The sequence below is a fragment of the Njordella aestuarii genome, from assembly GCF_056494165.1.
The window spans coordinates 5,851,991-5,865,096 of the sequence record NZ_CM151397.1 but is presented as its reverse complement, the minus strand read 5'-3'; the positions used below and the strand labels follow the sequence as shown (position 1 = coordinate 5,865,096).

The 13,106-nt window shown below is 52.8% G+C and carries 12 protein-coding genes; 3 read left to right on the top strand and 9 right to left on the bottom strand.

Going from position 1 to position 13,106, the window contains the following annotated elements; all coding sequences use genetic code 11:
* Positions 1–38 precede the first annotated feature (38 nt).
* Positions 39–1,454 (bottom strand): hypothetical protein, encoded by a 1,416-nt coding sequence (locus SH451x_RS22925; RefSeq protein WP_479359545.1) that lies wholly within the window; start codon positions 1,452–1,454, stop codon positions 39–41.
* 248 nt (positions 1,455–1,702) lie between these two features.
* Here SH451x_RS22925 and SH451x_RS22920 point away from each other — a divergent pair, with 248 nt between their 5' ends.
* Entirely contained in the window at positions 1,703–3,310 is a 1,608-nt protein-coding gene (locus SH451x_RS22920) for a vWA domain-containing protein (RefSeq protein ID WP_479359543.1), read from the top strand.
* Positions 3,311–3,330: 20 nt separating this feature from the next.
* Here the strand turns inward: SH451x_RS22920 and aroC are convergent, their stop codons facing one another.
* The 8 genes from aroC to SH451x_RS22880 form a co-directional block, all read right to left on the bottom strand.
* A complete protein-coding gene (gene aroC, locus SH451x_RS22915) occupies positions 3,331–4,428 on the bottom strand; it encodes a chorismate synthase (protein WP_479359541.1) in 1,098 nt (365 codons plus the stop codon).
* A 150-nt stretch (positions 4,429–4,578) separates the two neighbouring features.
* Positions 4,579–5,820 carry a beta-ketoacyl-ACP synthase II gene (gene fabF / locus SH451x_RS22910; RefSeq protein WP_479359539.1) on the bottom strand — a complete coding sequence of 414 codons (1,242 nt, stop codon included), beginning with the start codon at positions 5,818–5,820 and terminating at the stop codon, positions 4,579–4,581.
* Between the two features lie 5 nt (positions 5,821–5,825).
* Positions 5,826–6,065: an acyl carrier protein gene (gene acpP / locus SH451x_RS22905; RefSeq protein WP_479359538.1), complete on the bottom strand. Its 240-nt coding sequence runs from the start codon at positions 6,063–6,065 to the stop codon at positions 5,826–5,828.
* Positions 6,066–6,282: 217 nt separating this feature from the next.
* Positions 6,283–7,050 (bottom strand): 3-oxoacyl-[acyl-carrier-protein] reductase, encoded by a 768-nt coding sequence (gene fabG / locus SH451x_RS22900; RefSeq protein WP_479359536.1) that lies wholly within the window; start codon positions 7,048–7,050, stop codon positions 6,283–6,285.
* Between the two features lie 96 nt (positions 7,051–7,146).
* Positions 7,147–8,058, bottom strand: a complete 912-nt coding sequence (fabD, locus tag SH451x_RS22895; protein WP_479359535.1) for an ACP S-malonyltransferase — start codon at positions 8,056–8,058, stop codon at positions 7,147–7,149.
* Between the two features lie 45 nt (positions 8,059–8,103).
* Positions 8,104–8,289, bottom strand: coding sequence for a 50S ribosomal protein L32 (rpmF, locus tag SH451x_RS22890; protein WP_479359534.1), 186 nt, complete (start codon positions 8,287–8,289; stop codon positions 8,104–8,106).
* 214 nt (positions 8,290–8,503) lie between these two features.
* Positions 8,504–9,304, bottom strand: a complete 801-nt coding sequence (locus SH451x_RS22885; protein ID WP_479359533.1) for a sulfotransferase family protein — start codon at positions 9,302–9,304, stop codon at positions 8,504–8,506.
* Positions 9,305–9,604: 300 nt separating this feature from the next.
* Positions 9,605–10,915: a beta-ketoacyl-[acyl-carrier-protein] synthase family protein gene (locus SH451x_RS22880; RefSeq protein ID WP_479359532.1), complete on the bottom strand. Its 1,311-nt coding sequence runs from the start codon at positions 10,913–10,915 to the stop codon at positions 9,605–9,607.
* A gap of 124 nt (positions 10,916–11,039) precedes the next feature.
* On the opposite strand from SH451x_RS22880, the gene SH451x_RS22875 reads away from it, so the two are divergent.
* Both SH451x_RS22875 and SH451x_RS22870 read left to right on the top strand, forming a co-directional pair.
* On the top strand, positions 11,040–11,525 hold the full coding sequence (locus SH451x_RS22875; protein WP_479359531.1) for a YraN family protein: 486 nt from the start codon (positions 11,040–11,042) through the stop codon (positions 11,523–11,525).
* A gap of 116 nt (positions 11,526–11,641) precedes the next feature.
* The gene (locus SH451x_RS22870; protein ID WP_479359530.1) at positions 11,642–13,090 is read left to right on the top strand and encodes an MFS transporter; all 1,449 of its coding nucleotides are present in this window, start codon (positions 11,642–11,644) and stop codon (positions 13,088–13,090) included.
* Positions 13,091–13,106 lie beyond the last annotated feature (16 nt).

Genomic DNA, 13,106 nt, shown 5'->3' with positions numbered 1-13,106 from the left:
GTCGTGACATGTAAGAGCACGGTTTGCTAAGGCTCGGCTTAGTAGCGGCCGCGGGAGATAGGATTGACTGCGGCTGAGTTGACGTGCGTTGCGCTTGAGGATGGCGTCTCGCCGTAGTTGGGCGTCTCTACCTTCTCCGCATGGCCGTTGTATTCGATTGTCAACAACGCATCAGCGCGAGCGGCTGGGGGTGGTGGGACAAGTTTTCCAAGACCAAACAATCCCGAACTGCTTTGAGCATTCAGAATGGTCGATCGAGTGTTGCTGGCGGGTGGCGCAACGACTCCGCAAGACAAGACAAGGATTTGGTCCGAAGGCCACTGGAAACGTTCTTCAAATCTCCATGACATCATTTGAGGGATCGTGATCTGCACCGACTGCATGGTCCCGTTGGCTGTCGGTAGATCGATTGGCACCGGATTTAGTCGTTCAACTTGATCAAGCGAACAAGTCAACGACATATCGATGGATCGCTCATCGTTACTTATAAGCGGCGAAAGCTTGATTCGGTAGCCTTCCAGGATCGAATCGCTCATCGGCACATAGGACACGTAAGGTTCTTCGCGACGCTCATAGTCACGGACATACGAGACCGATCGCAGGTTTTCGATCGTTTGCATCTGACCATTGGTTATGCCCATCTTCGGAGTAGCAATTTCACTGAAATCGCTGCGGCCACGAAGAGTTGCCATGAGCATTGCATTTTGTTCTTTACTTAACAACCAACCTTGAACCCCGGGCGATTGTAAATCGACAGACCGCATCCATGAGAGTGTTGGTGTCCGCCAGTTGGGAGAGCCAACTAACAAGATGCGAACGGTAAAATTCTGTGGTTCAATATTCCCATTCACAAAGAGCTCATAGATCTTCTTGACAGAATCGTGCACTCCTTCGTTATGATAAACCACCAATTTATCACGGCTTGCCGATAGGACGCCCATTGGAGCGTGAAACCAGATGTCAGTTCCTGTCTCGCGTAGCACCCAATCGACAATCGCTTGCTCGGGATTGGGATGAGAAGGGAGGTTTTTGGTATAAGGCCTTAAATCGTATTCGGCCCAGTACTGCCCTGCCGAACTGTCCATAGCTCGAGGGCCGCTTCGCGAGATACTGCTTAGGCTGCGGTGAGTGACGGAGCTGCCTGAGACGCGCGAACCGGGGTTTTTGGTATTAAGTGAAGGAACTTCGTTCTGTGTTGCCGATGTTGATGCAGCGATATCGGATTGCGATGAGGCCGATGTCGATGGCAAGTCGGGCATCGCGGTGAGGGGCGTTCTGTTGTCGCTGCTGGTGCTGGGAAGAGCATCAGCAATGGCAGCTTGATTTAAAGTGGGTGGTGGGACGTGCTGCCCTTGGGCCTGAACTGACTCGCAAAACATGACGACAATTGTTAAGACGGCGAGCAACAGAGTGCTTCGGACTTCTTTGGCTTTGTAAATCAACAAGTGCGTCATAGCTAAACTCCATCTTTTTCCGGCTTTTATGTTCCGATATTAGTGAAATCCCAACTTCCAACGGAAGGCCGATTGCCACCTGAAATGCCTTCTGAGCTCGAGTGGCGCGATTAAAATAAGAAGTTCCGGTGAAAGAACGCTCTAAAACTTGACGTCGCCCCCGTACTGGTCAAGAATGCAGGTCCTCTCAGGCTTTGGGCAGCGCCGAACTGCTCGTATCTATCGTCCCAAGACTGCGAATTCGACCAATGGCATCATCTTCCCAGTTTGAGCAATCTTCGCACGCCAGCGAAACGTTGCTCAGAATCGGTCAGAACACCTTACAGATGCTCGAGATTCGAGAGAGAGCCGCCAAGTTCGAGGCTGCCAAACTGGAATTGAAGGGTTTGCTGCGCGAGGCAGAATCTGGCAATTCAGCGAACTTGGAAAAGTGGCTGGCCGAACACCAAGAGTTCTTGGGCGACTCGGAATTTGTAAAAACGGTAGATCCACGCTTAGATCCCATACTCAAAGAGCAGACAACGCAGCAAGAAACGCTACAAGAAACGCCTCAAGAACACTCGCCGGAAAAGGTGCCATCTTCTACACCTGCGAAACCTTTCCTCGCGAAGCCACACCTGTCGTTAGATGGTTCCGAAGCCACGACCAGCATTGATGCGTCCGACGATTTCGGTGGCTGGACGGCTATGGTCTACGCCTCACGGAATCGAATTGAACTGGAAGATCAGACGTCGCCCCCAGCAGCTTTGGCTACGGCGGCGTTGGTGCAATCCGATGCGCCCGAGTGGTTGGCGTCGGTCGCTCCAAAAGCAACGCCTATTCCTAAGAAGACCGATTTTGACGTGGCGCAGGCAATCGCAAAATCAGACGATGATACTAGCCTCAACAAACGTGCGATTCGATGGCTGACGGGCAGTGCCGGTTTTAGCTTCGTGGTTCACCTGATTCTAACCGGCGTCTTGGGGGTCGCCTATTACTCGATTAGTCAACCAAAAGAACCATTACAAATTGTCTCGTCCAAGTTCGAAGCTACTGAAACCTTGGAAGTTCCTTTGGAGATGCCGCCTGAAGAAATGGAAATGACGGAAGTTTCGAATGAGATGCCCGCCCCAACGCTTACAACGGCCTTTGATACGCCCGCTTTGTCGGCCGTTGCCATTTCGGAATCTGCCATCGGCCCGATAGCTACGCCCATGGCTGATTCGATTGGATCCGCCATTTCGCAAGCCACGGGCGCAGTCAGTGGCACAGGTGACAAACTAGGAGCAGTCCAGTTTTTCGGTGTAAGTGCCGCGGGCAATACTTTTGCGTTTGTCGTCGACAATAGCGGTAGTATCCGCGCTGATGGCGTCTTCGAGCTTGCCAAAATGGAATTGATGCGATCGGTCCGGAGCCTGAAACCTACGCAACGGTTCTTTGTGAGCTTCTTTGGCGAAGAGACTCAGGTGATGGTATTGGACGGTAATAAGCCAAGCGAATATCCCGTCTATGCCACGCCGGAGAATTTGCAAAAGCTGGAGCGTTGGGTTGTGGGTGTGAAGATACAGGGTGGTCGGCATCCAACCGATGCAATTGAAATGGCGATTGACCTGGAACCCGATGCGATTTTCTTGATGTTTGATGGAGCTACAGTGGTGAACCTGCCACAAAAGATTGAATCGATTAATCGCGTAACCGACCTAATTTCGGGTACGCGGCCGAAAGTTCCCATCAATACTATTCGCTTTCCACCTAGCAGGTCTGACGCGAAAGATGAGCCCAAGTTTGACGCCATGATGAAAAAGTTGGCACAAGAAAATGGTGGCAACTATCGCTACGTGCCGAAGCCCAATGGCAATTTGGGCGCACGGAAATAGTGTTTCGCGAGTTCACGCAATCAGCCTCGGCCCGTTTGGCCGCGGTGCAATAAATAATGGTCGGTGATTGCACATGCGACCATCGCTTCGCCGATCGGGACTGCTCGGATCCCAACGCAGGGGTCGTGACGGCCTTTCGTGATCAGATCAATTTCCTCACCTTTGGCGGTTATCGACTTCCGCGGAATCAGAATAGACGAAGTCGGCTTGACTGCGAACCTGGCGACAATAGGCTGTCCAGTTGAGATTCCGCCGAGAATCCCGCCTGCATTGTTCGACAAAAATTGTGGTTGCGAGTCCCCGTCGAGCCGCATTTCGTCTGCGTTCTGTTCTCCGGTCAGTTCTGCGGCTTCGAAACCATTGCCGATTTCAACACCTTTTACCGCATTGATGCTCATCAGATGCCCGGCGATGTCTTGGTCAAGTTTTGCATAGATAGGTGCACCTAAACCGACCGGTACTCCTTCGGCGACGACTTCAACCACCGCACCGATTGACGAACCCGACTTGCGGATTTGGGCTAGGTATTCGGCCCATTGGGCTGCGACGACTGGGTCGGGACAAAAGAAGTCGTTGCGACGCACTTCATCCCAGTCCCAACGACTTCGATCGATCTTGTGAGGTCCCATCTGTATGAGTGCAGCGCGAACCTGAACTTGCGGCAACACCTTACGAGCAAGTGCGCCCGCTGCCACTCTTGCTGCCGTTTCACGAGCGCTCGAGCGACCTCCGCCGCGGTAATCGCGGATGCCATACTTTGCGTCGTAAGTGTAATCGGCATGGCCGGGACGGTAGCGATCTTTGATATCAGAATAATCTTTGGAACGCTGGTCGGTGTTCCAGATCAGCATCGAGATAGGCGTCCCGGTCGTGACGAGCACTTCGGGGTTTTTCTCCGAAGGCATAACACCGGAAAGGATCTGAACTGCGTCGGGTTCGTTTCGCTGTGTCGTGAACTTGGACTGTCCCGGCCGGCGGCGATCAAGTTCCACTTGAAGGTCGGCAATCGTGAATTCGATTTGCGGGGGGCAACCATCGACGACGCAACCCAGTGCTGCCCCGTGGCTTTCGCCCCAGGTCGTAACGCGAAACATGTGGCCGAAAGTGTTAAATGACATAAAGCGTCTCGGCAGCAGTTTCCGTAAAAGTCAAAGCGTAATAGGCGGAGCAAAGCACATGCGAAAGCGGGTGAGGTTTGCTCGCATCGATTGTACTCGGTTTGCGTTGAAAGGAAGCTTTGGGTGTTATATCAACAGCCAAATCTTGCTTTAACCCTCGAATTTGCCACAGATAATCGTCGCATTGTGACCGCCAAAACCGAAGCTATTATTCATCGCAACGCGAACAGTTCGTTCCCGCGGCGTATGCGGCGTGTAATCTAAATCGCAGTCGGGGTCGGGCGTATCGAGATTGATCGTGGGAGGAATTGTGTCGCGGTAGCATGCGAGCAGAGACAGGATCATTTCGATGCTGCCGCTGGCGCCGAGGGCATGTCCGAGGTGACCTTTGGTGCTGGAGATAGCGACCGATCTGGCATGTTCCTGAAAGACCGATTTGACGGCGACCGTTTCTGCTTTGTCGCCTAGCGGTGTGCTCGTTCCGTGGGCGTTGATATAGTCGACATCGCTCGCGTTCAGTTTTGCGTCATGCAAGGCGTTGGCCATTGCACGAGCGGCACCGCGACCTTCCGCATCGGGTGCGGTGATGTGACCAGCGTCGCAAGAGCCACCATAACCAAGGATCTCGCCATATATCCGAGCTCCTCGCTGCTTGGCATGCTCCAGTTCTTCAAAGATCAACACGCCGCAACCTTCGCTCAGGACAAAGCCGTCTCGATCAAGGTCGAATGGGCGCGAAGCTTTCTCGGGCGCATCGTTACGAGTCGACAGCGCTTTCATGTTTGCAAAGCCAGCGACACCCATCGCGGTAATTGCCGCTTCGGTACCGCCAGTCAGCATGATGTCTGCTTCGTCGTATCGAATGGCTTTGATGGCGTCGCCCATGGCGTTATTGCTCGAAGCGCACGCGGTTGCGACGGCGAAATTTGGCCCGCGCAATCCATACGCGATGCTCAAGTTACCGCCAGCAGCGTTGAGCATCATTTTCGGGATCGTAAACGGGCTAACGCGATCTGGCCCCTTTGCGAACATGCGAAACATCTGCTCTTCGATTTCATTCAAGCCACCGATGCCAGAGCCTAGGATGGCTCCGCAGCGGTAGGAATCTTCCGAGGCGAAATCGAGCCCTGAATCTTTGACAGCAGCGCAAGCGGCGAACATCGCGAACTGAACAAATCTGTCCAGACGTTTGACGTCCTTTGGATCAATAGTCGAACCAGGTGCAAAGTTGGCGCAATCTCCGCCAAATTTCACCTTATGAGGATTCGGATCCACAATTGTCAAAGGGTGAATACCACTTTGACCATCCAGGATGCCTTGCCACAACGATTCAACTTCGTTAGCTATAGGCGTAACGCAGCCCAAGCCAGTAACGACAACCCGCCGCTTCATGCTATCTAGCTGCCCTGATTCTTCTCGATGTAATCAACGGCTTCGCCAACGCGTTGAATCTTTTCCGCTGCATCTTCAGGAATGCTGATATCGAACTCTTCTTCGAGCTCCATTACCAGTTCTACGGTATCCAAGGAATCAGCGCCCAAGTCGTTCACGAAGTGTGTGTCACGGCTGATCTTTTCTTTGTCGACTCCGAGCTGCTCGGCAACAATATCGACAACTCGTTCTTCAACAGTTGCCATAATAGGGTAATCCCCTTTCAAACAGTGCAAATAAAACAGTGCTACAAGACTAATTAAAAACTGTGAGTAAAACCGATCACATCGAACTTTACCCAAAATTCCGCTTTCCGGTCGCTCGCCGTCGGTCGCAAAAAGATGCGTGCCAAACAACAAACTTCAGAAGGCGGACAAAGATAGAGGATTCTATCAAAAATGGTCAAGCCTTGAATGAGGGGACTTAGCCCGTCATTCCGCCGTCAACCACTAAAACTTGTCCAGTCACATAGCTCGCCGCCCGACTGGCCAAGAATAACACGCACGCAGCCACGTCATCCGGCGTTCCAAGCCGGTTGGCGGGAATCCGTGATTTTACTTCCTTTAAAACGTCATCCCCTAACGCCTTGGTCATATCGCTTTCGATAAAGCCAGGCGCTACGGCATTGACCGTCACCTTGCGTTTGGCAAGTTCCTTCGACAGCGAACGGGTCATTCCAATCATTCCAGCTTTCGTCGCAGAATAATTCGTCTGACCTGCGTTGCCAATAACTCCCGAAACGCTCGACATGTTAATGATCCGGCCGTATCGCTTTCGCATCATCATCCGCGAAGCAGCACGGCTGCACAAAAAACAGCTGGTTAGGTTCGCAGCAATGATTTCGTCCCACTGCTCGTCCGTCATGATCGGCATCAACGTATCGCGAGTGATACCTGCATTGTTCACCAAAATGTCTAGTTTTTCGTATTTGCTCTCCACGTCGGCAAATAACTTCTCCACATCAGCCCGATCGGTGACGTCGCACTGGACCGCGTCGGCCTTGCCACCGGCCGCAGTGATCGCCTCTACCGTCTCGGACAGCTTGGACGCGTTCCTGGCAACGCACAGGACAGTGGCGCCGTTGGCGGCCAAGCGGATGGCTACCGCCTTACCCAGTCCTTGCGACGCGCCTGTGACGATCGCAATCTGGCCCGAAAGGTCAGTGCTCAAGCCGAAGTTGTCGTTGCTCATGTTAATCGGAAAAGGGAGATAAAAAGGGCGAAGTAGTGTTCAACAAAGTGTTTAGCCGCGTTTTGATTGCCTGGCAAGCACCCACCTTAACGGAGTCTAGTCGCCAATCGACTCGCAAGGGATTTTTCGATCGATTCGCTTCAAAGTGCCTGCTAAAACGCGTCCCGCGCCAATTTCATAAAACTGTTCGACGCCAGCCGCGATCAAGTTTCGCAGGGTTTGTTCCCACAAAACCGGCGACACAACCTGCTGCGTCAGCAATTCAGGGAATTCGTTGGCGTGCGCATGTGCCTGAGCATCAACATTGCAGTAAACGGCAGCGCACGGGTCTGCAAGCTTTGCCGATTCAATGCCCTGCCGCAGTTTCTCGACGGCAGACTGCATCAGCGACGTGTGGAATGCGCCCGCCACGGCCAAGCGGATGAATTTCATCGCTCCCGCCTCGGCCGATTTGGCTTCGGCTGCATCCAGCGACTTCAAATGCCCCGAAATCGCAGTGTTTCCTGGGCAAAGAAGGTTGGCTATCTGCAAGACTTCACCTTCCAGCCGCGCGTCATCGCAAAGTTGTGTCAATTGCTGGGTGTCCAAGCCGAGAACGCTGGCCATCCCGCTGGGCTGTTGGTTCGCCGCCGCTTGCATGGCTTGGCCGCGAATCTGGACGAGTCGCACACCGTCGTCAAATGGAAGTGCGCCAGAAGCGGTGAGTGCGCTGTACTCGCCAAGGCTAAGGCCTGCAAATGCGCGTACATCTTCGAAGATTTCCGGACGTTCTTGACGAAGAGTCGACCAAGTCGCAATCGAGTGCACGTACAGAGCAGGCTGGCAGCAGTCGGTTGCATTCAGCCGTTCGACGGGGCCGTTAATGCACACATCCAGCAGATCGTAGCCAAGTATTTCAGAGGCGCGCGAGAACAGGTCTGCAGCGATTTTGCTGCGATTTACCAGATTGCTGCCCATGCCAAGGGATTGCGCACCTTGACCGGGAAAGAGGAGAGCTGTCGCCGCCACAATCTCGCTTTACAAAAAGAATGGGGAAAAACCAAGTCGTATCGACTACTCTTGGTCATCCATCTGGACAACAACTCGTCCGCCGTAGAATCCACATTTCGGGCAAACCACGTGGGTTGGGACCGAAGTTGAACAGCGTGGGCAAACTGCCAATTGACGCGGTTTTTTATGGTCGTGCGAACGTCGTTTGTTAGTACGAGAATTGGAGTGACGTCGTTTTGGAACTGCCATGGCTACAGATCAACTAAACTTTGGCTCGCCGGTCTGACTGAAAGAGACCTGCTCGCGGTGTGCAAAAATCAAAAACGCTAGGTTACAGAAGGCCCAACAACGTAGAAATGTCCACGCTTGCTGTCAAGCCTTAATTGCGCGAACATGCAAGGAACGCGTCTGAGGAACGTAATGGTCCTATAAGGCAAAACGGCTGCATCAGCTTAATTGCGGTCTAGCCAACAAGGCGCGTTTGAGCAGGCTCGGCAAAGAGGCTGGCGATTTCTGGATAGTAGCGACTTAGGAATTCACTGCGCTGTGCAAAAATCTCGCCAGCTAGAATTCCGGGGACGACGTCCGCCCAACTGAACAGGTCAAATCTCTCGTCAGCGTCCACGGTCAAACTTTTGGCTTGAATCGACGGCTTGCGATGCTCGTTGCCCCAGCGCTTGAACACTTGTCGACGCGTCCGCCCGAAATCAACAAACGCACGCACGAGTTCGACCTGCATCGGGACTCCAAAATAGTCGCAGATCCTTCGCAGCGTCACTGCAGGGAAAGCCACCAAGTCTTCGATCCGCACCACCAGTTGCTTGCTGTCCACAAGCTCAAAACCAAATGGATCGTTTTGCGGTACGCTCTCGTCCCAAGTTTGGCTGCAAGCCGCATTCAAATGCAACCAGAGCTTGCGAAGTCCGATATCGATTCGCGAATTTGCAATGTCATCACGCGTTTTGCCGTTCAAGCGATAGCCGTCCGGCAACGCTTCCCGGCTGGCAATCGCGCTGTGAATTCCCGCCAGTTGCGACAATGGATTTCGAATAACATGAACAGCGCGGCTAGCAATGCAAGTCCAGTCCTGACCACAAGCATTCCGTACAATGATTGTCTTGTCGTCAGAGACTTGAGGCACTTGGGCCGTCAGGGGAAATTGTTCAGCGACCTCAAGCCGATGCGGATGACTACTTCCAAAGTAGTCTTGAAGTCGCTCAATCAGCCAGTCATCCCCGGCTTTAAAATGCGTTAAGAAAAACACGTTCTACTAATACCAAATAGGGCAATAAATGTCGATCAAATGGGCGCAGGTGTGGGAGAGGATCTTGTGTTAGCAGATTGCTTGCGATGAAATCAAGCGTTCTAACCGACCTGCCAGAGAGGATGACAATTCTCAATCTATTCTATGTTCGGATCTGTTGCCAAAGAAAAATGAATATTAATTCTTTGCTGGATCGGAATTGCTAGAGGTGCGTCGTTGAGGAGTCAGGAGTCAATTGCCGGAACGGCCCATCGGTTGCTTCGCACAATTGACTCCTGACCCCTTAACCTTAGCAAATTGCTAGTCGTTCCATTTGCGGACCAGCGCTGCAGCAGCCTGGCCTTGTGGAGAACATGCCAAGTGGACGAATGCGTCACCCGGCGATCCAGGTTCCGTCGCGACCCGAACCGGGCACTCGGGATCTTGCGACTCACAGTTTAAGCTTGCAAAAAGCTCACCCTGCTGGAGGGCCAAGCAGCTTGCGACAATCTCAACGGCGGCCGAACCAGCGCCGAGGTTTCCGAAATAGCTTTTCGCCGATACGACAGGGTGGTCTGCCTTGCCGAAAACCTCTTCAATTGCTTTCGATTCGGAATAATCCGACGGCTTGTCGCCACGGCCAGCGGCATGAATGTGAAGCGACGCCGGAAGGCTGTTCTTGGCCTTTTCCATAACGCCGCTCAGAACGTTGCGAGTTGCAATGCGCATGTGGTCCCGCCCTTTTGCCCGGCCAACCGCGGAAGATTGCGTTGCGACGACTTCGGCGTAAATGCGTGCGTTTCGCTTTTTTGCATGCGAGGCCGACTCGATAACGAACGCAGCAGCTCCTTCGCCCAAGACGATCCCATCCCGATCGGCAGCAAACGGACGCGACATTTCGCCCGGACTCTTTCGCTCGCTGGCCAGGGTTTCCTGTCCGATGACGTGCAAAAACCGAAGCGGTTCCAATCGCGAGCCCGTGGCCCCGACGATCATTACATCTGCGGCGCCGCGACGAATTGCCGAAGTCGCTTCGCCAAAACAAAGACTAGTGCTAGCTTCGCGAACGGTGATTGAATTGCTGGGACCACGCAGATCGTTAAAAATCGCGACGTGGCTGGCTGGCATGTTCGGCAAAAACTTCAGCAGCCACAGCGGGTTTACCTGCGGTCGGCCAATCTTCGGCCAATCATCCATCTGAAACTCGCCGTTCCCATCTTTGCAAGCACGGACGCCGTCAATGTATTCTTCAGGTCGCGTCAGAATATAGTCAGACCCGTACGTGATTCCGCTGCGATCAGGGTCCAACACCGCGGCACTTAGCGATGCGTCGTGCAACGCCAGTTGGCACGCAGCAGCGCCCATCTCGATCTCGCGACACATGAGCTTCTGGTTTTTCTTGATTGTCCGCTGAAGGCCTTTTTCCAGTGGACCAAATTGCTCAATATCACCGGTAAAATCCCATGCTTCCGCGCCAAAACGGACGTCAACTGCACCCCCGGGCAGCGACTTAAGCTCCCGGATTCCCGAGGTTTGCGACTGCAGAGACTGCCAGAAAGACTGTAGGTCACAACCCAGCGGAGAAATTACGCCGAGGCCTGTGATGACAATCTTCTCGGAATTGGAATCCATAAATTTAATGCACTACTCGAAAAGGCCGCTACGTGTCCGTCACAGCGACCGCCGTCAAAGAATCTGGTAATCTGGGCAGTTGATTGTAGCCAGTCGTTGCTTGTTGCGAAGCGTAGGAACTGCAATGCGAAAGATAGAGCCGCTAAAAGTTTTACGAAAGCTAGCCATCGCAGTTTTTCGCCGCGGCGATGACGCATTTCTTGACCCTTCGACCGACCGAACACCGGGAGACCAGGGAGAAACGCTCGCAGCAAAATTTCTATCAGAAAAAAGCTATCGTTTGCTAGCTCGGAACGTTCTCAACAGCGGCGGCGAACTCGATCTGGTCGCAGTCCACCAAGTCCGAAAAGAGCGTTGCATCGTCTTTGTCGAAGTCAAAACTTGGACGAGACAACGCAGCGAAAGCGGCCCATCGGAGGCCGTCGACCTCAAAAAACAGCAGCACATTACCAACGCCGCCCTCGTGTTTCTCCGCAGCCATCACTTATTGGAGCAACGAGTTCGCTTCGACGTCATCGAAGTAATTCTCGAACACGAAAACGGAAAGCCGTTGATCCGTCATTTCGAAAACGCTTTTGAAGCTGCCGGTCGCTTTCAGATGTATCGCTGATTCGAGCCATTTGCTATTCATCAAGGCTCTCCTTTGCAAAAGCGATCCTGCAGCAGATCGATAGCTTGGTTACGATAGGAGAACTTCCAAATCCGAATCCCTAGCAAGATCTGCACATGCAAGATTCCACACCCGCTCCCTACCAGCCACCCGATTCAGAATCGTTGGAGCCTAAGAGCACTGCAAACGCGGCGGGAGATCGTCTAAATCATCACGCGCACAGCGAAACGGACGACGGGCCGCCGTATTTAAACCGATCTTTCTGGGGAATGACGACGACTCAGTTTTTAGGCGCCTTTAACGACAATGTTTACAAGCAAATCGTTTTGCTGTTAGCAATTCCCACGACCGCTGTCGCACTCCAGCAAGCTGACGCTGGCGAAGAAGCGGGAGCTGACGTCCAGGGATGGGCGACGGCGGTGTTCTCGCTGCCGTTCGTTCTGTTCAGCGGCTTCGCCGGTTATCTATCGGACAAGTACAGCAAACGGAATGTTGTCGTCCTTTCGAAGATCGCTGAAATCGTAATTATGGCTCTCAGTGCTGTAGCGTTTGTTATGTACAGCCAGTTGGGCATGCTTGGTACTTGGATCGTTCTGTTTGCAATGGCGATGCAAAGTGCTTTCTTTGGGCCCGGAAAATATGGAATCTTGCCTGAGCTGTTCAGCAAGCGGAGGTTGGCAGCGGTTAATGGCGTCATTTTGATGACAACTTTCCTTGCGATTATCTTAGGAACCTTGGTCGCCGGCAGTATCTTTGACGCGTTTGCTGTGCCACGTGCCGATGGTTACGCAGAGGCTGGACCACTTTGGAAAGGCTCAGTCATTTGTATTGCGATCGCCGTCGTGGGGACTGCAACGTCGTTGCTGATCCGAAAGACAAAGCCTGCAGAACCTAACGCTGTATTGACGAGTGACACATGGTGGCTTCATAAGGATATACGAGCGGTCCTTTGGCGTGATAAACCTTTACTGATAGCCTTGCTCGTGTCGTGCGTATTTTGGCTGATCAGTGGCATTTGCGTCCCCGTCATCAACCGCGTCGGAGTCTTGCTTGACGTTAACAAGTTTGAGACAAGCATCTTGGTCGCTGCGATCGCACTTGGCATCATGTTGGGCTCGATCGTCGTGATTGCCTTACAATCGGTAGGACGAATCTCGGCCCGATCACAAATTTCTGTGGGGCTGTGGGGAATGTTTGCAACACTGACAGTGCTATCGATTTGGAACGCTGACAATTTACCGCTGCTGAGCTATTGGGGGATTTTTGCCACACTCTTATTGCTGGGCATTTTTGTAGCAACCTACGCAATTCCACTGCAAGTGTTTTTGCAAGATCGTCCGCCTGACCAATTGAAGGGACGCATGATCGCGACGATGAATCAAGCGAACTTCATTGGCATCTTACTGAGCGGTCCGCTTTACCAACTGTTTCAAGGGTTTGCGGGATTTGTCAAATTACCTATCAACACGGTTTTCGGAATGATGGCCTTGCTCATATTGCCTGTGGCGCTCTTCTATCGTCTGAAAGAGACGCCCAACTCAAGTGCAACATCCAGCATCAATTGAAACGATGAGAACAAAA

Bases quoted from the DNA above. Each gene is read 5' to 3' on its own strand.
- SH451x_RS22925 (WP_479359545.1), bottom strand. From the start codon at position 1,454: ATGACGCACTTGTTGATTTACAAAGCCAAAGAAGTCCGAAGCACTCTG.
- SH451x_RS22920 (WP_479359543.1), top strand. From the start codon at position 1,703: ATGGCATCATCTTCCCAGTTTGAGCAATCTTCGCACGCCAGCGAAACG.
- aroC (WP_479359541.1), bottom strand. From the start codon at position 4,428: ATGTCATTTAACACTTTCGGCCACATGTTTCGCGTTACGACCTGGGGC.
- fabF (WP_479359539.1), bottom strand. From the start codon at position 5,820: ATGAAGCGGCGGGTTGTCGTTACTGGCTTGGGCTGCGTTACGCCTATA.
- acpP (WP_479359538.1), bottom strand. From the start codon at position 6,065: ATGGCAACTGTTGAAGAACGAGTTGTCGATATTGTTGCCGAGCAGCTC.
- fabG (WP_479359536.1), bottom strand. From the start codon at position 7,050: ATGAGCAACGACAACTTCGGCTTGAGCACTGACCTTTCGGGCCAGATT.
- rpmF (WP_479359534.1), bottom strand. From the start codon at position 8,289: ATGGCAGTTCCAAAACGACGTCACTCCAATTCTCGTACTAACAAACGA.
- SH451x_RS22880 (WP_479359532.1), bottom strand. From the start codon at position 10,915: ATGGATTCCAATTCCGAGAAGATTGTCATCACAGGCCTCGGCGTAATT.
- SH451x_RS22875 (WP_479359531.1), top strand. From the start codon at position 11,040: ATGCGAAAGATAGAGCCGCTAAAAGTTTTACGAAAGCTAGCCATCGCA.
- SH451x_RS22870 (WP_479359530.1), top strand. From the start codon at position 11,642: ATGCAAGATTCCACACCCGCTCCCTACCAGCCACCCGATTCAGAATCG.